The following is a 21,462-nucleotide window of genomic DNA, read 5'->3' on the forward strand; positions in this document are numbered from 1 at the left end:
AAAATTTATCGAAGGTATAATAACTAATTTATGTCATATACCCTATCACAACATAAGATTTACCTTAGTAACTAGAGAGTAAAGCTCTGGCTACTAAGGTAAAATATAAACTGGAATGTCCCCTATAAAATAGACAGACATGTCACATCTTGCTTTTACTGTTGCATTTAAAGACCTAATTTACTCCTTTTTATAATTAGATCACAATATAACATTATTTTAGTGAGTTAGGCACTAAGATAAATACTCTATAAGAATATAGATTAAATATATTTCATGGGGTGCATATGTCTAACTTAGATTAAGAGGGTAAACTACAAAAAGTGGAGATTCACTCACAGGGTTTTAATTTTTGATGCTGTTACTATTATACATATATCAAAAGAATTTGTAAATTTATATGATTATTTGTAGTAATAAAGTAGCTATAAGGCCCTAATATAGGGTTCTATGTGGTGGTGGAGAAGGAGAGATTCGAACTCTCGGTAGAATTGCTCCTACGTGCCCTTAGCAGGGGCATGGATTCGGCCACTCTCCCACTTCTCCATTTGAAGAACGTAATTATAGTAATAATTTCATAATACTTAGCTTAAAAAGTTAAAATATGTCATTATAAATATAAAAGAACAGGATAATTACGATTAAAGTTGTTCTAAAATCCTTTGTACTACATCAGCAGGATTTTTAGACTGATAAATAGGACGACCGACAACTATAAAGTCAACACGAGCTTCTTTTGCAAATGCAACGTCAGCTACTCTCTTTTGATCTCCAGCATCTTCACCAAATGGTCTTATGCCAGGAGTTAGAGTCATAAACTCTTTAGAAGTAATATCTTTGACTGAAGCTGATTCGTAAGCCGAGCATACAACACCATCAAGCCCACTGTCCATTGCATCTTTTGAAAACTGGTCAGCTTTGTCTGCAATACCTTTTTCATATACATCTTGAAATTCATCTTCACTAAACGATGTAAGAGCTGTTACAGCTAAAACTATAGGACGAGACTTATATGAGCTCAAACGCTCCATTACAGTCTGCATAGCTCTCTTACCTGCACTAGCATGAACATTAAACATATCAACACCGAGTCCCATTATTGATTCAGCAGAATCAGCCATAGTATTTGGAATATCATAAAGTTTTAGGTCTAAAAATATTTTAAAGTCAGGGTTGATTTGTTTGATAGCTTTGAGAAAATCTTCGCCATCACGTATGTACGTACGAAGCCCGACTTTTAGCCAGACATCGTGTTCTTTAATCTTCTCAATTAAAGCTAGATTTTCTTCTTGTGTAGATAAATCAAGTGCAACACATAATTCCATAATTTTCTCTCTATTTTTTAATTACAAAATTATAACATTTCTAATCTTTTAAAGACTAGCACTCAACCATTGATTCTATTTTAGCAACTATAGCTGGATCTTCAAGTGTTGATATATCTTGAGTAATCTCTTCACCCTTAGCAATAGCTCTTAGAATACGACGCATAATTTTACCTGAACGAGTTTTTGGTAAACCTGGTACAAAAACTATATGATCGCACATAGCTATGGTTCCAATCTCTTGTTTTATAATATTATTGATAGCTTTTACTTCCTCAGCTGTATCTGTAATATGATCATCGGACTTAAGTACAATGTATGCAAAGATACATTCACCTTTAAGACCATGTGGTTTTCCCACAACTGCAACCTCTGCCACATTTTCATCTTCATTTATAACTGCTTCAACTTCAGCAGTTCCCATACGGTGACCGGAGACATTTATAACATCATCTGTACGACCCGTAATCGTGATATATCCATCTTCGTCATATCTTGCACCGTCACCTGTAAAGTAAACAGCTTTACCATCTTTTTTAACATCACCAAAGTATGACTTAACATAGCGTTCTTTATCACCCCAAACGCTACGAATCTGTGCTGGCCAAGGTTTGCTGATACACATATAACCAGTCTCCCCTACTTCAGATTTCTCTCCAGTTATTGGGTCTAAAATCTCAGCAATTATCCCAGGAACAGGAAGTGTTGCACAACCAGGTTTAATAGGAGTAGCACCTGGAAGTGGTGAAATAACATGCCCACCAGTTTCAGTCTGCCAGTAAGTATCTACGATTGCACATTTAGAATTTCCAACTTCTTCATAGTACCATCCCCAGGCAGGAGGGTCTATCGGCTCACCTACAGTTCCAAGAACTTTTAGAGATGACAGGTCATATTTTTTAGGTTCATCTTCACCCATTTTATGTAAAACGCGAATAGCCGTAGGAGCTGTATAAAATTGATTAATTCTATGTTTCTCAACCATTGCCCAAGGACGTCCTGCATCTGGGTATGTAATAACACCTTCAAACATCAGTGTTGTCGCACCCATTGCAAGTGGTCCATAAACTATGTAAGTGTGACCTGTAATCCAACCAACATCTGCTGTACACCAAAAGGTATCGTTCTCTTTAACATCAAATACCCATTCCATAGTCATCTGAGCCCATAAAATATAACCAGCAGAATTGTGCTGAACACCTTTTGGTTTACCCGTAGAACCTGAAGTATAAAGTAAAAATAGTGGGTCTTCTGAGTCCATAACTTCAGCTTCACATTCAGAGGATTTGCTTTTAATAAGCTCGTGGTAAGAATAATCACGTCCCTCTTTCCAAGTTACATCTTCATTATTTCTCTCTACAACAAGAACTTTTTCAACCGGTGTGTCACCTTCTAATGCAGCATCAACAACAGGTTTTAACATATATGGTTTACTCTTACGAAATGCACCATCTGCAGTTATAACTACTTTTGCATCTGCATCTTCTATTCTATCTTTAAGAGCCGCAGAAGAGAAACCACCAAATACTATAGAATGGATAGCCCCTATTCTTGCACAAGCTAACATTGCATATGCAGCTTCTGGGATCATAGGCATATAGATAACAACTCTATCACCTTTTTTTACTCCAAAGTCTTCTTTTAAAAGATTTGCAAAACGATTTACATTTCTATACAGCTCAAGATAAGTAATAGTTTCAACATCACCTCTATCACCTTCAAAAATTATGGCAGCTTTGTTTTTTCGAGTATCTAAATGTCGGTCAATACACTGAGCAGATACATTAAGCTTACCGCCATCAAACCACTTTACAAATGGAGCTTCTGACTCATCTAAAACATTAGTAAATGGTTCAATCCAATCAAGCTTTTCTTTTGCAAAATCTCCCCAAAAACCTTCATAATCATTTATAGCTCGGTTTTGAAGAGCATTATACTCATCCATACTACCTATATTGGCACTTTTTGAAAACTCTGGATTTGGTTGAAAGATTTGTTTTTCTGACATTGTGGATGTCCTTATTGTTTTAATTAATTAAGAAAATTATATCAAGAGAAAATTATTCTCTCCTTCGAGATATAATATATAATATTTAGTTAATGCTCAGTAGCACCTTCAGCGCCTATTCCTGTCTGACTTCTAATAAACTGAGCTTCAAAAGCTTCGCGCTCTTTTTGTGCAGACTGACTATTATCAGTTATAGAAATGAGATAAATAGAGATAAAGGCAACACTTACCGAAAAGAGTGCTGGATACTTATATGGAAAAATTGCTTCTGCATTTGCTAAAATATCTACCCATACAATAGGGCCAACTACCACCAGAACAACCGCCGTTGCAAGTCCTAAAGAACCTCCAACAACAGCACCTCTTGTTGTAAGATTTTTCCAGTACATAGAAAGAATAAGTACAGGAAAATTAGCAGAGGCTGCAATAGCAAACGCAAGTCCAACAACAAATGCAATGTTTTGCGTTTCAAACATAATCCCCATAATAATAGCTACTATACCAAGTACAACTGTCGCTATCTTAGATACTTGCATCTCTTTGTGATGATCAGCATCACCATCTTTTATAACTGAAGCATAGAGGTCATGACTAATTGCCGACGCACCTGCAAGTGTAAGCCCTGAAACTACAGCAAGTATAGTAGCAAATGCGACTGCAGAGATAAAGCCAAGAAAAAGATTTCCACCTACTGCGTGCGAAAGATGGATTGCTGCCATATTATTTCCACCAAGGATTGGACTTCCTCCATTTATCGCTTGTTTTGCCACATCTAAATACTCTGGATTTTGATATACCATTACAATAGCACCAAAACCGATTATGAATGTAAGCATATAGAAGTAACCTATGAAACCTGTCGCATAAAAAACTGATTTTCTAGCTTCCTTTGCATCACTAACTGTAAAAAAACGCATAAGTATGTGTGGTAAACCAGCTGTACCAAACATAAGTGCTACTGCAAGAGAAATAGCAGATATAGGGTCACTTACAAGTCCTCCTGGACTCATAATTTCTATACCTTTTAGTTCTACCGCATGAGAAAAGAGTGATTCAAAGCTAAAATCATAGTAACTCATAACAGCTAATGCCATAAAGGTAGCACCCAACAGAAGCAAAAATGCCTTAATAATTTGCACCCATGTGGTGGCAAGCATTCCCCCAAATGTAACATATAAAATCATGAGTACACCAACTAAAATAACAGCTATCTCATACTCAAGTCCAAAAAGAAGTTGAATAAGCTTTCCGCTTCCAACCATCTGTGCAATAAGGTAAAGAATAACTGTAGCGATAGAACCAAATGCAGAGAGAATACGAATCGGTGTTTGGCGAAGTCTGTATGATGCAACATCTGCAAACGAGTACTTACCTAAGTTACGAAGAGGCTCAGCAATCATAAATAAAATAATAGGCCAACCCACTAAAAACCCTATGGAGTAGATGAGTCCATCATACCCTTTTAGATACACAAGTCCAGAGATACCTAAAAATGAAGCAGCAGACATATAGTCACCAGCTATAGCCATACCATTTTGAAGGCCTGTAATACCTCCACCTGCCGTGTAAAAATCTTTGGGACTTTTTGTGCGTTTTGCTGCCCAGTAAGTTATGCCAAGTGTAGCCCCAACAAAGATGACAAACATCGCAATTGCCGAAATATTTAGAGATTGCTTAGTTATCTCTCCTTCAATAGTTCCAGATGCAAATACCACTACCGACCCTAGAATTAAAAATAAAAATGATCTTGTTATATTCATATTAGTCTTCTTTTATTGTGTTTTTAATTTTATTTGTCAAATCATCAAACTCATGATTTGCTCGTCGAGTATATATTCCTGTAAGGATAAATGCCAAGACAATAACAGAAATTCCAATAGGAATTCCTATACTTGTTACTCCGTCTGAAAATAAGGGAGTAGCTAATAGAGTTGGATTAAATGCTATTGTTAATATAAAACTAAAATAGACAACGAGTATCAAAATAGATAATTTTATTGCAAAACTGCTTCTTGTTTTTACAAGTTTTTGATAATCAGGATTTAACTTAATTTTTTCAACGAGTTCTTTATTCATGTTCTATCCTTAAAAAGTGTAGTTAGCAATGACTCTGTATTCATCCCAACCTTTATCACCTGTAGCTGTTTCATAATACTTTCGTGGAAAGTTTCCACGAAGATGTAATGATAAGTTATCTACAGAAACAGGAGAGTACTTAATATGAAAACCGTGTTCTGTTGCCGTTCGAGCAATCCCGTAACCACTATGTTCATGCATCTCAAATGCTATATAATATATACTAGTAGATAAATTAGCACCTAGATCTTTAAAATTATAAGAAGCTGCAACTTTACTCGTTTTTGTACCTGCAATAAATTGATGACGAGTAACCATTCCGTGAGTATAAGATGGATTACCACCCCATGGTGTTATGATTGCATTTGCAGTTCCAATTTTGCCACCGGCTAAATCACCTGCACTATTCTCAGTTGTTTGAGAGTATGCTATATGAGCATTAAAGTTTTCCACTTTAGCACCAAACATCACTCCTCCATATAATCCATTTACGTCTCCAACTAAATTATCACCAACACCATTTTCACTTATGATTTGTCCAGATACATAAGGATGTACTTTATCACTTAATAAACAAGTCCAAGAGTAGTCTACTTGTCCATACACTATATTTACCATATCGTATGCATAATAATCCCAAAGTTGTGCTTTAAAGGCCCCATCTTTATAAGTAGCTGAAGCGACTGAAACACCTGCTGTATCTTGACCTATTGCATAGCCACCCATATTTAAAAATTTTCCAGTCTGATTTTTAGTATCTACTGCCGAGTAACCTGAAGTAACTGCAAGAAGTGAGTTCTCATTATCTTGTGCAGGGTTATATACACCACCAAATGTACCTTGAGCAAAACCATTTATATGCCCAACTACTAAAGTTGTATTTGGAATATCTTTATTTACTACTAAATATGCATTAAATAGGTTGTGTATCATTCTAACATCATCAGAACCAGCCATTGGAGTGTTGAGTTTTTGGCGACCACCTTTAAAGGTAGTTTTTTCATACTTATATTTTATATATGCTTCACCAAGCATTGAGTATGACTCATTGTTTATTCCAAAAAGTGTTGGGTCTTTATCTGTATAGTTTAATACTGGAATCTCATTTGTTGTGTAAAATGCACTTGCAAAACTCAGACCTTTATAGTCTGCTGTTTCAAACTTTAAGTGTCCACCAAGGGCAGTTGCATTACGATGAGTATCTACTCCCGAAGAACCTTGATATTGTCTATCTATATAAAATGCACGAATCTCACCGCTTGCTTTACCCTTACTAAACATACTACTTAAATCATCTGCCCCACTCAATGATATGGAACTAATGAAGGTCATTACACCCATTGCTATATTTCTTTTCATTTTTTTTTCCTAGATTGAATTATATTTTGTTTTAAACTTACTTTAAAGAGATGTAATCATCAATAGCTATAAAAACATCTTCAGTAACTTCAAGATACATATCTAAAAGCGATAGTGGGAATCCAAAGGATTCTAACTTCACGAAATCTTTATATGTCACCAACAAAGAATCACAATCATCCCTTTTAAAAATATCTTCAATTTCACTTTTAATAAATGTATGATGATCTTCAAAGTAGTTTTTACTGACTACTTCTGGTAAGTACTCATCTAAACGTGCTGGTCGAGCAATAGCTGTTACAAGAGACATTTTACTAGTGTCGTCTTTGAGATTCACTATACGTTTGCAGTCAATGCCATCTCTTAAAATCACACACTCTTTTGATTTCCACAATCTTTCTCTAAATGGTCCAGCAGGTAAACAAAAATTATTTTCACTATTTACTTCTATAAGTAAATCTAGTTTTTTTATAGAGTGCTTTGAGTATCCATCGTCTAAGAATACTATCTCTGCACCCATCTCTTTGGCTCGTCGTATAGCTATTTTTCTATCTTCACTTACTATGACTATGGCATTTTTAACTAATTTAGCATATATCATAGCTTCATCGCCGCTGGTTTTCACATCACAAAGTATATTGTCAAAGTCTTTGACGATATGCAAGCCTTTAGACTCACGACCATAGCCACGTAAAATTATTGCTGCATTTTCATACTTTAAAGATAAAGCCGTTACAAGTGGTGTTTTTCCACTTCCTCCGACATTTAAATTTCCAACACTTATAATTTTTATGCCGAAGTCTTCTTCTGTTTGAATTTTAAAACGAAGAAACATCATAATGCAATATAAAAAACTAATAGGGGATAATATAGATGAAACTATTTTCTGAAAAAGGTTTGGATTGTAGAAATATTCTTCAACCCAAAATACGAAAGACTTTTTCAAGAGAATTTATACTCTTGTTTTTGCTATTTTTTTGATCTTATCAACAACTGTTTTAACATCTGAATCACTCATACTCGAGTAAATTGGAAGTGATAAAACTTGTTGATATGCACGAAGTGCAACTGGAAAATCATTAACACGTAAAGAGTATTTAGCCTTATAATATGTAAGTAAATGTATTGGTATATAATGTAAGCCTGTTCCAATCCCATTTTTATTTAATTCTACAGCAAATGAATCTCTATTTTTATCAACTTTAATAACATATAAAGAAAAAGGATTCTCATCTCTAAAAAGTTGTGGCACTGTAATGTGATCAATATTTTCTAGAGCTTTAGTATAAATCGCGGCTATCGCTTGTTGTCTTGAAATTTTATTATCTTGTTCAGCCACAATCGCTCTTATGTAAGCTGCGTTTAACTCACTCATAGAGTAATCATTTCCAATATCTACAACATTATAAATATATTCCAGAGCATTTTCATCACGTACTATTGCATGGTTTGCTAAGAGTCTTGCCCTATCAATAATCTCTTCGTTATTTGTTACCAGCATACCACCAGTACAGATATTTTTCTTCATATATGGGGAAAAGTTAAAACAGACTATGTCTGCGCCATTAGAACCTATCTTTTCACCATTATATGTAGCTCCTAATGCATCACATGCATCTTCTACAATTTTCACCTTATAGATTTTTGCCATATTATATACTCTGTCTAAATCAACACTTAAACCACCTAAATGTGTAATGATAACTGCTTTAAGTTTTTTTGACTTATTGTCTTCGAGATATGCTTCTAGTTTATCAAGGTCAATGTTATAACTTGCTTCATCAATGTCAATAAAAACTGGTTCTGCATCAAAATGACGTACAACTTCAGGAACATTAGGATGTGCATTTACACAACATACAACCTTATCTCCGCGTTTTAAGTCAAGTGCAAGCATTGCAAGATGCAATGCCGAAGTACCATGAGAAGTTGCAAGAGCATACTCTGATCCTGTATACTCAGCAAAGTCTACTTCTAATTGTTCTACTTGGTTTACCTCTTCGCCATCAAGTGCATCACTTACATTTGAGTGTGCATCTCGGCTACTTTCGTACTTATTAAATGGTATTTTCATAATATTTCCTTTATAAAGTTATATCTCTTGGATAATTAAAATCATGGTTTAGTGTCCTTGATGTTAATTTTGCGATCACTGGCATTTTACGCTTAAAGTGATTTCTAAAAATTCTTTTTATTATCATGTCTAGCATATTTGCATCAACACCTATTTTAACTATTTCATCACGAGTATGTCTATCTTCTACATAAAGCTTCATCGCTTTATCTAACTGGGCATATGTATAGCCCAAATCATCTTCATCACTTTGTCCATCCCATAAATCAGCAGATGGTGGTTTAGAGATAATACACTGACTGACATTTAAATACTCTGCAAGTTCAAAGACCTCACTTTTATACAAATCTCCAATGGGATTTATAGCAGAAGAAAGATCTCCATATAAAGTACCATAACCAAGCATAAGTTCACTTTTATTACTTGTTCCTAGAACTAAAGCATTTTCACGAGCAGAAATATCAAAGAGAGTAGACATTCTCATTCGAGACGAAAAATTTCCTTTTCTAAGATTATCTAACTTCGGATTCATATCTTCATAGGCTTTTAACAAAGGCTCTATTGAAGCTGTTTCTATATTTAATGAAAAGTCTTTACATAATGTATCTGCATCATCCAATGAACTCTGAGAAGAATAATGTGAAGGCATTTTAACACAAAGTAAATCATTTCCAAATACCTTATGTGCCAAAACTGCAACTACTGCAGAGTCAAGTCCACCACTCAAACCAAGTACAACTTTTTTGATACCTGTTTTCTTTACTTCATCATTTAAAAAATGCTGTAAATAATTTGAAATTTGTGAATATTTATTCATACTATTGTCTTTAACCTTTAAAAAATATTAAATTTTCTTATTATAACTAAGTTTTGTTACAAATAATCATTTAAGCTAATAAGCAATACTATATCAATAATAAATGAAATTTCTGGAGCTTATTATGCCACTAAAAATCATTATTTTCATTTACTTTCATTTTGCGACAATGATACTAGCAAATGACACTATAGGAAAAGAACTTTTTGCAGAGGCAAATTGTATGGCATGTCATATTGAGGATGATTTTTCCAAGAGAAAAGACAAATCAAAGAACTTTGTAAAACTCCACAATTCAGTAACGGCATGTGCATTTGGAAATGATGTAGGTTGGTTTGATGATGAAGCCTTAGATGTATCAAAATATTTAAACAAAAAGTATTATAACTTTAAAGAGAAAGATTAAAACTTCTCCCATTATAGTCAGATTTATTGACATTAATCAACTTAACAGTTATACTATTCCCTAATACTGCTTTAATGGATAATAGATTATATGAAAAACACTCGAAAAAAAATTCTAATTGTTGATGACAGCAAAGTTGTGCGAAGTATGGTTAAAAAAGCCCTTGATGAATGTCAAGAAATTGATGCAGATCTCATTTTTACAGAGTCTTATGCTCAAACACAAGAGATTGTACAAAAACACAGATTTCACATTGCAATTTTAGATGTCACACTTCCGGATGCTCAAAATGGAGAGGTCATTGACCTCTTAACTGAACAAGATGTGCCAGTAGTTGTTTTAACGGGAGGCATAAGTAATGCCAGTAAAAATATAATCCTCAAAAAAAATATTATGGAATATATTACTAAAAGTAACCCTCAGAGTCTTGACTACATTGTTACTATCGCGAAACGTATTCTTAAAAATTATGATGCACATGTATTAATTATCGATGCTTCTAAGTCTTTACGTTTATTAACAAAATTAAGTTTAGAAAAATTAAATCTTTGTGTACTAGAAGCAAAAAGTGCTAAAGAAGCGATAGAAATTCTACGAACTAGTGAACAATACATTCCTCTTGTAATTACTGATTATTCGCTGCCTGATATGGATGGTATGGAACTAACTATGGAACTTCGTCAAATCTATAGTAAAGATAAACTTTCTATTATAGCACTGAGTGGTAGTAACGATCCTATTATCGCCAGTAAATTCCTACGTCATGGAGCCAATGATTTTATAAAAAAACCCTATACACATGAAGAGTTTTCTCTTCGTATTAATGTGAATCTTGAACTAATTGATCTCTTTAGACAAAGCAAAGAAACAGCAAGTAAAGATTTTTTAACAGGATTATACAATCGTCGTTTTTTCTTTGAAAGTGGTATTCCAATTTTAGAAAAAACAAAACGTAAAAGTCTCTCCATTGCTGTTGCAACTATTGATATAGACTTCTTTAAAAAAATAAATGATACATATGGACATGATATTGGTGATGTTGCAATTAAAGAAGTCGCTAATATTCTAAAAAAACATTTGCGAAGTAGTGACCTAATTGCTAGATTTGGTGGAGAAGAGTTTTGTATACTCCTTGATGATATATCAGAAGAAAAAGCTTTAAATAAATTTGAAGATATCCGTGCCGCTTTTGAATCAAATATTTTATCTGTTTCAGGGGCAACTATCTCTTACACTGTTTCAATAGGATTATATTATGGTAACGCTTGTTCTCTTGAAGATATGCTAACTTTATCAGATAAAGCACTCTATGAAGCTAAAGAAACAGGTAGAAATAAAGTAATTATTCACAAAAAATCTTAAATATTATAATTTATACTTATTTATTAGCATAACATATAATATTTTAGCTAAACTTATTACCAAATTACATAAAAGACAGGAATTGAAATGATTAGATACAACGATATATCAATAAAAATAAAAATGTTACTATTGGAAGTAGTCCCTTTGATCGGACTAGTCTACTTCTCTAGTTCTCTCATTATACAGAGTTATGACGAGAAAATGAATATGCATGGTATTACTAAAATTGTTCACCTAACTACAAAAATGAGTTCATTGGTGCATGCTATACAGACTGAACGAAGTGTTACTACTGGTTTTCTTGCTACAAACGGGAAACAATTTACTCGAGCACTACATGTAGATAGGATGCATGTAAATGAAGAACTCCTTTCTTTTAAAGAATATGTAGACACATTAAATATGAATGACTATACAACAAAATTTCGTACGACAATAAAAGATACACTGAGTCAGCTAACTCAGCTTAATATAGTTCGTCCTGAAGTAACAAATAACAACATTAAGTTAAACGATATTATGCACTATTTCTCAAATATAAATGGTGCATTTTTAAGCTCTATCGCTGAAATAGCTAAAATGTCTACAGATGCAAAAATCTCTATGGAACTTAATGGATACAGTGCTTATGCTTTAGCAAAAGAAAGAGCTGCTGCTCAAGAAGCAGTACTTAATTTTGTGCTAATTAAAGATGCTTATCCAACCGGTGTGAAAGATCAGGTAATTTCCCTAAAAGCGCAAGAAGAAAGATATATGAACTCTTTTCTTAAAAGAACAGATGATTCTAATGTCCTTGTTTATCAACAAAAAGTTTTATCATCACATATAACTGATGCTGAAAAACTCTATGTTAAAGCTACTGAGAAAACAAAAAACTTTGGTGTTGATAGCGATGAATCCTTCAACATTCTTCAAGAAAAAATCAATATTTTAAAAGATATTGATGATCATATTATTAACTACCTTTTAACAGAAACTACAAATAAGATGGAAAAAGCTAACTCAAAATATTATACTTATCTAATTATAATGATAATTGTATTTTTAACCACATTGTTAATTCCTATTTATATAGCTAGAAGTATCACGTCTTCACTTCATAACTTTAAAATAGGACTTACCTCTTATTTTGCTTTTGTTCGCCGGGAACAAGACAACACTCAGCCGATAGATATCGACTCAAAAGATGAGTTCGGTCTTTTAGCCAAAATGGTAAATAGTAACCTTGAAAGTATTCAAGCTGAGCTAAATAATGACTCACTTTGCACAGATGAAGCTGTAAGTGTTTTAGCGCAAGCAGAATCGGGTTATATGAACCACAGAATATCTTCCAGAACGGAAAATCCACAAATTGGAACATTTATAGAGTCTATAAACAACTTAATGGATACATTTGAAGAACGTATTGGAAAAGATATCACTAAAGTTTTGGAAGAAATTTCAAACGGAAACCTTAAAGCAAGAATAGAAAATGAGTACGAAGGGCTTTTCTCAGAACTCAAAGAATCTACAAATAATATTGCTCAAACAATAGAAGATTTATTTAGTGAATCTGGAAAAGCTTTAAATAATATCGCTAAAGGTAATTTAGAAACTCGTATCACAGGTAATTACCATGGTGATTTTGAAATTGTAAAAACTTCTATCAATGACCTAGTTAAAAAACTCTCAGAGATTATTGAAGGCATAAATATTGGTTCAACTCAGATGCAACTCTCTTCATCAGAAGTAAATTCATCGAGTCAGTCTATTTCTCGTGGTGCAATTTCACAGGCATCTTCACTAGAAGAGACAACAGCTGCTATTGAAGAAATGAGTGGTGCAGTAAGTGAAACTTCAAAGAATGCAAACTTAACAAATAGTATAGCAGAGTCATCTGCTGCACTATCAATAAAGGGTGCAGATGCTGTTGAAAAAACAGTGAATGCGATGCAGACGATAGCAACACGTATACAAGTTATAGAAGACATAGCCTACCAAACAAACCTTCTTGCACTAAATGCTGCTATTGAAGCAGCTCGTGCTGGTCAACATGGAAAAGGCTTTGCTGTTGTTGCGGCAGAAGTTCGTAAGTTAGCTAAACGCTCACAAATAGCAGCGACACAGATTAGTAAAATCACTAAGGAGAGTGTTATAGTCTCTGTTGAAGCAGGTGATATGATTAAAAGTGTAGTCCCTAAAATAGAAGAGACAGCAAAACTTATAAAACAGATTGCTACTGCGGCTAAAGAACAAGACATTGGAATTGGACAGATTAATCAAGCTATGAATGAACTTGATAAAATAACACAAATTAATGCCACATCTTCACAAGAACTTTTAACTGCATCTGAACAACTTAGTATTCAAGCAAGTGAACAAAATGATCAAATGAGCTTTTTTACACTTTCAAGTACAGCGAATACACATCAAAAGCCACTTAAATTAGCGAATCAAATGAACACGAAAAGTTTAAACACAACTACAGATAAATTAATTTCTGCCGAAGAAAGTGATATTGATCTTCGTGAATTTGATATATTTGATTAAATAAAAAAGGAATAATATGAAACTATTAGTAGTCGATGATGCAAAATTAATACACTTTATGGTGAAAAAAATTTTGAAAGAAGCTGGAATTGATGGTATAGAAATTCAAGATGCCTTTGATGGAAATCAGGCTGCAGATATTGCTAAAGAATTTAAACCAGACTTAGTTTTACTTGATGTTGTAATGCCAGAAAAAGATGGAATTGAAGCTCTTAGAAGCATAAAAGAAGATAACCCTGATGTAAAAGTAATCATGTTAAGTTCAATGGGGACAAGTCAAAAAGTTTCTGAGGCATTGAAACTTGGTGCAAACGCTTTTATTCAAAAACCTTTTGATGAAGAAGAACTTTGTGCTCTTTTTAGAAAGGAAATGTAATGGGAATTAAATTTTTTGGGCATCACCTACTTGATGAGGGAAAATTAACTGCAGAACAACTTTCAGAGGCTGTAGATTATCAGAATTCTAAAAATCTTTCTCTTGGTCAAATTGCAGTCAGAGAAAAATTACTCACTGCAAAGGAAGCGGAACTGATTAACAATAAACAGCAAACTCTAGATAAACCTTTTGGAGAAATAGCAATATCACTTGGCTTACTATCAGAAATAGATACTGATGAGATCTTAGAAACACAAAAGCAGGAAAAAGTATACTTTGGAGAAGTACTTATTCTTAAAGGATTTATGAGCGAAGAACTAATGAATAAAGAGCTCAATAAATTTAATCAAGAACAAGAAGAAGAAAGTATAGAACTTAATGAAGATGTAGATGATATTGATCAAGATGCTGTTATAAAAAACACTATTATTGTTTTAAAAACACTTTATACTCGTGTAATACATGACCATATTAAACTAGTCGCTATTAATGATAAGTATAAAGAAAGAAGTGGTCTAATAGCTCTTCAAAAAATGAGAGGTAATCTTAATTTAGACTTTGCAATACAGACGGAAGACTCTCTTTCCTTTGCTATATCTAAAGAGTTACTCAGAACTGAATTTCATGAAATTGATGATATCGTTCAAGATATTATATGTGAATTTGCAAATATAGTTCTTGGAAATATCGCTGTTAAGTTTAATGAGTGGAGTGTAGATGTAGACCTAACTCCCCCCTCTATAATCCCTGAAGAAATATTTCATATGCAAGAATACAACACTTTTGACTTTACTACAACACATGGAAATTTAACACTTTATCTAAAAATATAAGCTATTAATATTTATTAATAGCTTTAATTATCTCATAAATGGAGAGTTCTTCCTTAGCACTCCCCATATCCCATGCAATTTTTGCCATTCCATATACAACTGATGTTTGTTTATTCTGAACATAAGTATTTGCTCCGCTATCAAGCATATTTTTTAATCCTTTTGCCCCATCATTTCCCATGCCTGTTAGTAAAAAACCTATGGCATTAGTTCTAGCGGACTTTGAAATTGAATTAAAAAACACATTAATACTTGGACGATGCGAATTTACTTTTGGAAAATATTTAAGCCTTATGAAGTACTTACGATCCCTTTTCTCAACCTCTAAGTGAACACCACCAGGAGCTATATATATAGTTCCCATCATGACTATGTCACCATCTTCTGCCTCTTTAACAAGACTGTTTTCACAAAGTTCATTTAATCGTTTTGCTAATGAAGATGAGAAACTTCTAGGGATATGTTGGACAACAACAATAGCTTGGTGGTTCAAATCTAGATGAGTAAATATTTCTTCTAAGACCTGCACCCCTCCCGTTGATGATCCAATAGCAATAATTTTAGCAGCTTGTATTTGGGAATTATTATTATTTTTTTTTATTACATTATTTTCAACGAATACTTCATCTCTATAGTTATTATTTGCATTGACTGCAACTCTTATCTTGGCAATTAATTCTTCTTTATAAGTAATAAAAAGTTTATTAACATTACTTTTTGGCTTTTCAATTATATCGATAGCACCTAATCTAAGAGACTCAATAAGTTTATTGGAACCTGCACCCACAAGTGTAGAACATATAATTACAGGAGTCGGTCTTTGACTATTAATTTTTTTCAAAAATGTTAAGCCATCCATTTTAGGCATTTCAATATCCAATATAAAAAGGTCAGGTAAACCTACTTCGCTAAACTTTTTTATTGCATCTATTGGATTTTCCGCTTCACCCAAAAGAACAATATCATCCATTTGCTCTATTAAATTTTTAAAACCGTTTCTGACAGTAAGCGAATCGTCTATTACAAACACTTTAGTCATTAAAAAACAAGACCTCACTTCCATCGTCTGCATCAGTACTATCTACATCCAATAAGTACGCCGATTTTAAGAAATTAATAGAATTATATAGGGAATCTTGAAAAAGATATACATCACTAAAAATTCTACTTATAAAATACTGATTTATATAAACATTTATATCAGATACAATATCGTAAAGGTACGACATTGTATCTTTATTTTTTACTAGTTCATCAGTATTAATAGTACTTAATAGATCAGTAAATTCCATGAAAGTTGGTGCAACTTGCTGTGTATACCGTGAAGATAAAAAAACATCATGAACTTCTGTAATATTATCTGAGAGAAAATTCTTTTTCTCCTCTGAAAAATTACAATTTAAAATATCTTTACGAATATTTTCTAAATCTTGCGATAAAAACATAACATCGCCCTCATAAGTATCTAAAAATTCTTCTGTTATTAATTTATCTGACATAAGTTATCCTTTTTAGCAGAACGTATTTCATGAAATACGTTTAAAAATTGATGGATGAATTTGCTCTAAACAAGCTAGATCCAAACTATTTAAGTTCTCCGTTTGACTTATAATAAGTAAGCTTCCTATCCTCATATTTCCCATGATAGATTTTAGTACCTTTTGTCTTGTTTGTGTATTAAAGTAAATAAGAACATTACGTAAAAATACAATATCAAAAACACCTAAATCACTATTTGTTTCCATTAAGTTTGATATTTGAAACTTAACATTTTTTGCAAATTCTTTCGTAATTAGGAACTTGCCTTCGAACTTTCCTTTACCTTTGAGACAGTACTTTAACTTAAACTCTGAAGGAATTTTCTCTGCCCAAGAAATATTATAAAGTCTCATACGAGCTTTTTTTATAACATCTGTATTTATATCTGTTCCTATGATTTCCCATTTATTTGGTGGAAGTATATTATCGCACACCATTGCAATAGAATATGCTTCGACACCAACTGAAGATGCAGCACTCCAAATTCTAAGCTTACTTTCCATACCATACTCTTGCACATACTCTTTTAAGAATCTAAAGTGTTCTTCTTCTCTGAAAAAATAAGTCTCATTCGTAGTAATAATATCTAACATCTGAGTTTTTTCACTAGAGTCAGCCATGCATATATTATAATACTCCTCAAAGCATTCAGTATTATGATAAAGCATTCTTTTATAAAAACGAGACTCAATAAGCGACATTTTAGTCTCATTGAGTGTTATGCCAATCTCATTATAAATGAGTTCTTGAAACTTTTGATATTCTGTGCTACTTATCTTTCTCGTACTCATCTTGTTAGCTCTTGAATTATAATATTTCCTAAATTCACTGTATCCATCTTACTCACAATACCGTTTCCTCCAGCTTCCATCACTTCCCTTTCCATAGATTCATTAGACATATTCGTATGCACCATAATGGGAATATTCTTGTGTATAGGGAATTTACGAATATTACATATTACTTCTTGTCCACCCATTTGAGGCATCTCAAGATCAGTAATAAATAGATCTACTTTTTCATTAGGATGAGACTTTAAATACTTTATTAATTCTGCTCCATCAATAAATATCCTATATGATATACAAAGACTTTTAAATAATTTTTCAATTAAATTACGAACACAACGACTATCATCAGCAAAATATACTACTTTATCTTGTATATTTTTAATATCTAGTGCATTGAAATTGTATGTTACATCATCTTTTATAGTATTAAAAACATCTAAAAGCATTTGGTCACCATCATAAATAGTACAAATCCTTTCTTCCATTTCTATTATTACCTTCGCAATAAATGTAGATTTATAATTATTTGTAGAGTTTTCTGTCATATCACTAGAATCTATAATATTTATAGTCGACACTTCTTTAACAATAATTCCTAACTTATGCCCTCCATAATTCGTAAGTATTATAAGTTGATATTCACTATCATCAAGACGCTCATTCCCGTACCAATCATCAAAGTAAATCAATGTAGTCATTTCATCTCGAAGATTAGCAGTTCCACAAACTACATTCGATTCATCATTATTTGTTGCGATTTCAATTTCTTTATTAAAGACTACTACTTCTTCAATATTGACTACATTCATTGCATACCATTCAAAGTTAGAGCCATTAAACACTAAATACTGATTTAAATCATTTGAGTCCGTGGATACAAGCTTAAAGAGGTCAAGCTCATACTCTTCATTCTCTTCTTCACTTTCAAAAAACTCATCCTCTAATATACTTTGATTCATTTGCTAGCTCTTTTTTGAGATATTTCTTTAATATTTAAAACTTCATCACAATCTAAAATTACAATATGTGTGTTATTATAGCTCGCCATATTTTTAACGAATCTTCGCTCAATTTTTACACCAAAATTTATTGACTCTTTAAGATTACTTTCTTCAACACTTGTTACTTCATGTACTTCATCAATGATAAGAGCGATATTATTAGTAATCACTAAAGATGTTTTATAGTTTAATTTTGTTTCACCTAATCCGAAACGTTCACGTAAATCTAAAACTGTAATAATTTTCCCTCTAACATTAGTAACCCCTTTAATATAAGGAAGCATTAGTGGAACTTTAGTTATGGCTTGATACTCTATCATCTCACTTATATTATTTACATCAATTGCGTATATATCTCCAGCTAATATAAAAAATAAATACTGCTGAGAATCACCAATTACTAAGAGATCATCATCCATATCATCAAGATTCATCTCTGTATCTAAGTCTAACTCCATGTTGCTATCCTTCATTTCGTAACTCAATCAATCTTGCTACATCAAAGATAAGAGCTATCTCGCCACTACCAAGTACAGAAGCACCACTAATACCAGATAATTGATCAAAAACTATGCCTAACGACTTTATAACTGTCTGATGTTCACCTAATAACTCATCCACTAAGAGACCTACTATTTTCTTTCCAAAGTATACAATAACGATATTCTGTCTTTCTGTAATACTTTTATTTTCGCCTAAAAGAAGTCGTATATCTAAAAGAGGAAGTACTTCACCTCGAACATTAATAAACTCATTACCATTTAAGCTTTCCTGCTCTATTGTTGTAAGTTCAATACATTCTTTAATATTTTCTAAAGGTATAATGTACTTTGTGTCACCTACTTGAAGCAAAAAACCGTCAATAACTGCTAAGGTCAATGGTAATCGTATAGTGATTTTACTACCTTGGCCAATAGTTGATTCTATTTCTACACTGCCCCGTAAATCCTCAATATTTCTTTTTACAACATCCATGCCAACACCACGTCCAGATATAGCTGAAACTGTTTCTGCAGTAGATAAACCAGCTGAAAAAATCAACTTATATATCTCTGAATCGCTAAGGTTATTGTTCTTTTTAACTGATCCATTTTCAATAGCCTTAGCCAGAATCCTATCTCTATCTAATCCCTTGCCATTATCTTCAATCTCAATGACAATTGTACCGGAGTCTTGATATGCTCTTAAGTCTACTCTACCCTGAGCAGGTTTTCCACAAGCTACTCTATCTTCTGGAAGTTCAACACCATGGTCTATTGAATTTCGTAACATATGGAGTAAAGGGTCTGAAATACGTTCAACAACTGTTTTATCAAGTTCCGTGTCTTCACCACTGATAACAAAGTCTACATCTTTACCAATCTTTTTAGCGGTATCACTTACGATTCTACGAAACTTATTAAAAGAGTCTCCTACTTTCACCATTCTCATATCCATGATTCCATCACTAACAAACTCTAAAAGCTGTTTCATATGAATTACAGTTTCCCCAATTTCAGAACCTTCATCATCTATTAGAGTTAATATTCTAGAATTAGTTATGGATATCTCACTCATATAGTTTATAAGTATATCAATCTTAGAAGAATCAACTCTCAGAGAAGAAACTGCTTTTTTCTTTGGTTCACTACTTTCTTCTTTTTTATTGAGAACTATCTCTTCTTCTTCTTTTTGATTGAGAACTATCTCTTCTTCTTCTTCTTTTTGATTGAGAACTATCTCTTCTTCTTCTTCTTTTTGATTGAGAACTATCTCTTCTTCTTCTTCTTCTTTTTGATTAAGAACTATCTCTTCTTCTTTTTGATTAAGAACTATCTCTTCTTCTTTTTGATTGAGAACTATCTCTTCTTTTTCCTCTACAGTAGGAATTATCAACTCTGGTTCTATTAAAGTATCTTCATCTATAAATTTTGCATTTATAAGTTCATTCTTGAGTTCAGGTTCCTTACGTATAGAGACAAGAGTATTATATTCATCGCTATCATCACATAAAAAAATGTATAAATCTACATCTTCTTGAATAAATTCAAAAATATCTTCAACCTCAGACTTACTTAAATCTGCCAAAAGACATACTTCGAAGCCAATATAAGGATGAAGAGGATTGATATCCTCTATACTAGGAATGTTATAAATTATGGGTTGGATTTTTAAAACTTTTCCAACCTTATTAAAAAATTTAAAAACAGAGTTTATACTCATACCGGTAGTGAAAAAATCTTTGTGAAATCTAATAGATATATGCCATTTAGCTGCTTCTATCACTATAGTACTTGGAATATCTTCGATATTTTCTTCTTTTATCTGAGCTCTAGGAAGGTATCCTTCTAGACGTTGAATTAAATTATGGCCAACTTCTTTTTGGGCAGCACTTAACTCTTTGTCCTCAGTAAGAAGATTAATTAATACCTCCATGTGATCTTTGCATAAAAGAAATAAAGAGATCATCTCCTCACAAACTCCTACATCACCTTGACGGATACTATCAAAAAGGTTTTCACCGGTATGGGCAAATGTCACAATATCATCAAAACCAAACATTCCTGCACTGCCTTTGATTGTATGTACAGCTCTAAAGATTGTTCCTATTGTGCTTTCACTCGCACCATTACTTTGCATATCAACAAGAGCATCTTCCATCATCTGAAGTTGATCATCACAATCTTCTAAAAATATTTCTAATTCTTCAGTCATACGTCTAATCCTAAAGCAATCTGAGTATTGGATATCTTAATCTGTTGTAATACAGTGTCCTTTACATTTATCAATTTAATTGTTTTTTGTGAAGCTTTAACAGTACTGACCATGGAAAGAAGTAATTGAATACCGACGATATCTATTTTATCTATTTTTGCCATATCTAATAAAATATTTTCCTGTTCTTTTAAGGCTAGAATAAAAATATCTTGTAGTGTTTCAACTTCATATATTGTTAGTGCAGTTAAATTATCTAAAATCATTAG

The 21,462-nt window shown here is 32.7% G+C and carries 20 protein-coding genes and 1 tRNA gene; 5 read left to right on the forward strand and 16 right to left on the reverse strand.

Annotated elements, in window-relative coordinates; genetic code table 11:
• Positions 1–456 precede the first annotated feature (456 nt).
• From HOG88_RS00005 to HOG88_RS00045, 9 genes are all read right to left on the reverse strand, one after another.
• A tRNA-Ser gene (locus HOG88_RS00005) sits at positions 457–546 on the reverse strand.
• A 95-nt stretch (positions 547–641) separates the two neighbouring features.
• Positions 642–1,325 carry an orotidine-5'-phosphate decarboxylase gene (pyrF, locus tag HOG88_RS00010; RefSeq protein ID WP_295002000.1) on the reverse strand — a complete coding sequence of 228 codons (684 nt, stop codon included), beginning with the start codon at positions 1,323–1,325 and terminating at the stop codon, positions 642–644.
• Positions 1,326–1,380: 55 nt separating this feature from the next.
• Complete coding sequence (gene acs / locus HOG88_RS00015) at positions 1,381–3,333, reverse strand: acetate--CoA ligase (protein WP_295002001.1); 1,953 nt, start codon at positions 3,331–3,333, stop codon at positions 1,381–1,383.
• A gap of 89 nt (positions 3,334–3,422) precedes the next feature.
• Positions 3,423–5,093 carry a cation acetate symporter gene (locus HOG88_RS00020; protein ID WP_295002002.1) on the reverse strand — a complete coding sequence of 557 codons (1,671 nt, stop codon included), beginning with the start codon at positions 5,091–5,093 and terminating at the stop codon, positions 3,423–3,425.
• 1 nt (position 5,094) lies between these two features.
• On the reverse strand, positions 5,095–5,409 hold the full coding sequence (locus tag HOG88_RS00025) for a DUF485 domain-containing protein (protein ID WP_295002003.1): 315 nt from the start codon (positions 5,407–5,409) through the stop codon (positions 5,095–5,097).
• Between the two features lie 9 nt (positions 5,410–5,418).
• Positions 5,419–6,768, reverse strand: coding sequence for an OprD family outer membrane porin (locus HOG88_RS00030; RefSeq protein WP_295002004.1), 1,350 nt, complete (start codon positions 6,766–6,768; stop codon positions 5,419–5,421).
• A gap of 37 nt (positions 6,769–6,805) precedes the next feature.
• Entirely contained in the window at positions 6,806–7,714 is a 909-nt protein-coding gene (locus HOG88_RS00035; RefSeq protein ID WP_295002005.1) for a tetraacyldisaccharide 4'-kinase, read from the reverse strand.
• Positions 7,715–7,720: 6 nt separating this feature from the next.
• Entirely contained in the window at positions 7,721–8,842 is a 1,122-nt protein-coding gene (locus HOG88_RS00040) for a DegT/DnrJ/EryC1/StrS aminotransferase family protein (RefSeq protein WP_295002006.1), read from the reverse strand.
• A gap of 10 nt (positions 8,843–8,852) precedes the next feature.
• Positions 8,853–9,659, reverse strand: coding sequence for an NAD+ synthase (locus HOG88_RS00045; protein ID WP_295002007.1), 807 nt, complete (start codon positions 9,657–9,659; stop codon positions 8,853–8,855).
• A gap of 103 nt (positions 9,660–9,762) precedes the next feature.
• Between HOG88_RS00045 and HOG88_RS00050 the strand changes: the two genes are divergently transcribed.
• The 5 genes from HOG88_RS00050 (at position 9,763) to HOG88_RS00070 (ending at position 15,168) form a co-directional block, all read left to right on the forward strand.
• Positions 9,763–10,065, forward strand: a complete 303-nt coding sequence (locus tag HOG88_RS00050) for a hypothetical protein (protein WP_295002008.1) — start codon at positions 9,763–9,765, stop codon at positions 10,063–10,065.
• Positions 10,066–10,155: 90 nt separating this feature from the next.
• Positions 10,156–11,427, forward strand: a complete 1,272-nt coding sequence (locus HOG88_RS00055) for a response regulator (RefSeq protein ID WP_295002009.1) — start codon at positions 10,156–10,158, stop codon at positions 11,425–11,427.
• A gap of 87 nt (positions 11,428–11,514) precedes the next feature.
• Positions 11,515–13,959 carry a nitrate- and nitrite sensing domain-containing protein gene (locus tag HOG88_RS00060; RefSeq protein ID WP_295002010.1) on the forward strand — a complete coding sequence of 815 codons (2,445 nt, stop codon included), beginning with the start codon at positions 11,515–11,517 and terminating at the stop codon, positions 13,957–13,959.
• A gap of 16 nt (positions 13,960–13,975) precedes the next feature.
• The gene (locus HOG88_RS00065; RefSeq protein WP_295002011.1) at positions 13,976–14,335 is read left to right on the forward strand and encodes a response regulator; all 360 of its coding nucleotides are present in this window, start codon (positions 13,976–13,978) and stop codon (positions 14,333–14,335) included.
• The gene (locus tag HOG88_RS00070) at positions 14,335–15,168 is read left to right on the forward strand and encodes a chemotaxis protein CheX (protein WP_295002012.1); all 834 of its coding nucleotides are present in this window, start codon (positions 14,335–14,337) and stop codon (positions 15,166–15,168) included. The genes HOG88_RS00065 and HOG88_RS00070 overlap by 1 nt, the downstream gene beginning before the upstream one ends.
• A gap of 4 nt (positions 15,169–15,172) precedes the next feature.
• Here HOG88_RS00070 and cheB read toward each other — a convergent pair whose 3' ends face one another.
• From cheB to HOG88_RS00105, 7 genes are read right to left on the reverse strand one after another with little or no spacing between them, the layout of a single operon-like run.
• Positions 15,173–16,207 carry a chemotaxis-specific protein-glutamate methyltransferase CheB gene (cheB, locus tag HOG88_RS00075; RefSeq protein WP_295002013.1) on the reverse strand — a complete coding sequence of 345 codons (1,035 nt, stop codon included), beginning with the start codon at positions 16,205–16,207 and terminating at the stop codon, positions 15,173–15,175.
• A complete protein-coding gene (locus HOG88_RS00080) occupies positions 16,200–16,667 on the reverse strand; it encodes a hypothetical protein (RefSeq protein ID WP_295002014.1) in 468 nt (155 codons plus the stop codon). The genes cheB and HOG88_RS00080 overlap by 8 nt, the downstream gene beginning before the upstream one ends.
• A 27-nt stretch (positions 16,668–16,694) precedes the next feature.
• On the reverse strand, positions 16,695–17,498 hold the full coding sequence (locus HOG88_RS00085) for a protein-glutamate O-methyltransferase CheR (RefSeq protein ID WP_295002015.1): 804 nt from the start codon (positions 17,496–17,498) through the stop codon (positions 16,695–16,697).
• Positions 17,495–18,457 carry a chemotaxis protein CheV gene (locus HOG88_RS00090; RefSeq protein WP_295002016.1) on the reverse strand — a complete coding sequence of 321 codons (963 nt, stop codon included), beginning with the start codon at positions 18,455–18,457 and terminating at the stop codon, positions 17,495–17,497. Before HOG88_RS00090 ends, HOG88_RS00085 begins: the two co-directional genes overlap by 4 nt.
• Positions 18,454–18,957 carry a chemotaxis protein CheW gene (locus HOG88_RS00095; protein WP_295002017.1) on the reverse strand — a complete coding sequence of 168 codons (504 nt, stop codon included), beginning with the start codon at positions 18,955–18,957 and terminating at the stop codon, positions 18,454–18,456. Before HOG88_RS00095 ends, HOG88_RS00090 begins: the two co-directional genes overlap by 4 nt.
• A 4-nt stretch (positions 18,958–18,961) precedes the next feature.
• Positions 18,962–21,193: a chemotaxis protein CheA gene (locus HOG88_RS00100; RefSeq protein WP_295002018.1), complete on the reverse strand. Its 2,232-nt coding sequence runs from the start codon at positions 21,191–21,193 to the stop codon at positions 18,962–18,964.
• Positions 21,190–21,459, reverse strand: coding sequence for an STAS domain-containing protein (locus tag HOG88_RS00105; protein ID WP_295002019.1), 270 nt, complete (start codon positions 21,457–21,459; stop codon positions 21,190–21,192). The genes HOG88_RS00100 and HOG88_RS00105 overlap by 4 nt, the downstream gene beginning before the upstream one ends.
• Positions 21,460–21,462 lie beyond the last annotated feature (3 nt).

It is taken from the genome of Sulfurimonas sp. (assembly GCF_018698455.1).
Classification (GTDB): Bacteria; Campylobacterota; Campylobacteria; order Campylobacterales; family Sulfurimonadaceae; genus Sulfurimonas.

Coding starts and splice junctions, on each gene's coding strand:
- pyrF (WP_295002000.1), bottom strand. CDS start 1,325: ATGGAATTATGTGTTGCACTTGATTTATCTACACAAGAAGAAAATCTA.
- acs (WP_295002001.1), bottom strand. CDS start 3,333: ATGTCAGAAAAACAAATCTTTCAACCAAATCCAGAGTTTTCAAAAAGT.
- HOG88_RS00020 (WP_295002002.1), bottom strand. CDS start 5,093: ATGAATATAACAAGATCATTTTTATTTTTAATTCTAGGGTCGGTAGTG.
- HOG88_RS00025 (WP_295002003.1), bottom strand. CDS start 5,409: ATGAATAAAGAACTCGTTGAAAAAATTAAGTTAAATCCTGATTATCAA.
- HOG88_RS00030 (WP_295002004.1), bottom strand. CDS start 6,768: ATGAAAAGAAATATAGCAATGGGTGTAATGACCTTCATTAGTTCCATA.
- HOG88_RS00040 (WP_295002006.1), bottom strand. CDS start 8,842: ATGAAAATACCATTTAATAAGTACGAAAGTAGCCGAGATGCACACTCA.
- HOG88_RS00045 (WP_295002007.1), bottom strand. CDS start 9,659: ATGAATAAATATTCACAAATTTCAAATTATTTACAGCATTTTTTAAAT.
- HOG88_RS00050 (WP_295002008.1), top strand. CDS start 9,763: ATGAAATTTCTGGAGCTTATTATGCCACTAAAAATCATTATTTTCATT.
- HOG88_RS00055 (WP_295002009.1), top strand. CDS start 10,156: ATGAAAAACACTCGAAAAAAAATTCTAATTGTTGATGACAGCAAAGTT.
- HOG88_RS00060 (WP_295002010.1), top strand. CDS start 11,515: ATGATTAGATACAACGATATATCAATAAAAATAAAAATGTTACTATTG.
- HOG88_RS00065 (WP_295002011.1), top strand. CDS start 13,976: ATGAAACTATTAGTAGTCGATGATGCAAAATTAATACACTTTATGGTG.
- HOG88_RS00070 (WP_295002012.1), top strand. CDS start 14,335: ATGGGAATTAAATTTTTTGGGCATCACCTACTTGATGAGGGAAAATTA.
- cheB (WP_295002013.1), bottom strand. CDS start 16,207: ATGACTAAAGTGTTTGTAATAGACGATTCGCTTACTGTCAGAAACGGT.
- HOG88_RS00080 (WP_295002014.1), bottom strand. CDS start 16,667: ATGTCAGATAAATTAATAACAGAAGAATTTTTAGATACTTATGAGGGC.
- HOG88_RS00085 (WP_295002015.1), bottom strand. CDS start 17,498: ATGAGTACGAGAAAGATAAGTAGCACAGAATATCAAAAGTTTCAAGAA.
- HOG88_RS00090 (WP_295002016.1), bottom strand. CDS start 18,457: ATGAATCAAAGTATATTAGAGGATGAGTTTTTTGAAAGTGAAGAAGAG.
- HOG88_RS00095 (WP_295002017.1), bottom strand. CDS start 18,957: ATGGAGTTAGACTTAGATACAGAGATGAATCTTGATGATATGGATGAT.
- HOG88_RS00100 (WP_295002018.1), bottom strand. CDS start 21,193: ATGACTGAAGAATTAGAAATATTTTTAGAAGATTGTGATGATCAACTT.
- HOG88_RS00105 (WP_295002019.1), bottom strand. CDS start 21,459: ATGATTTTAGATAATTTAACTGCACTAACAATATATGAAGTTGAAACA.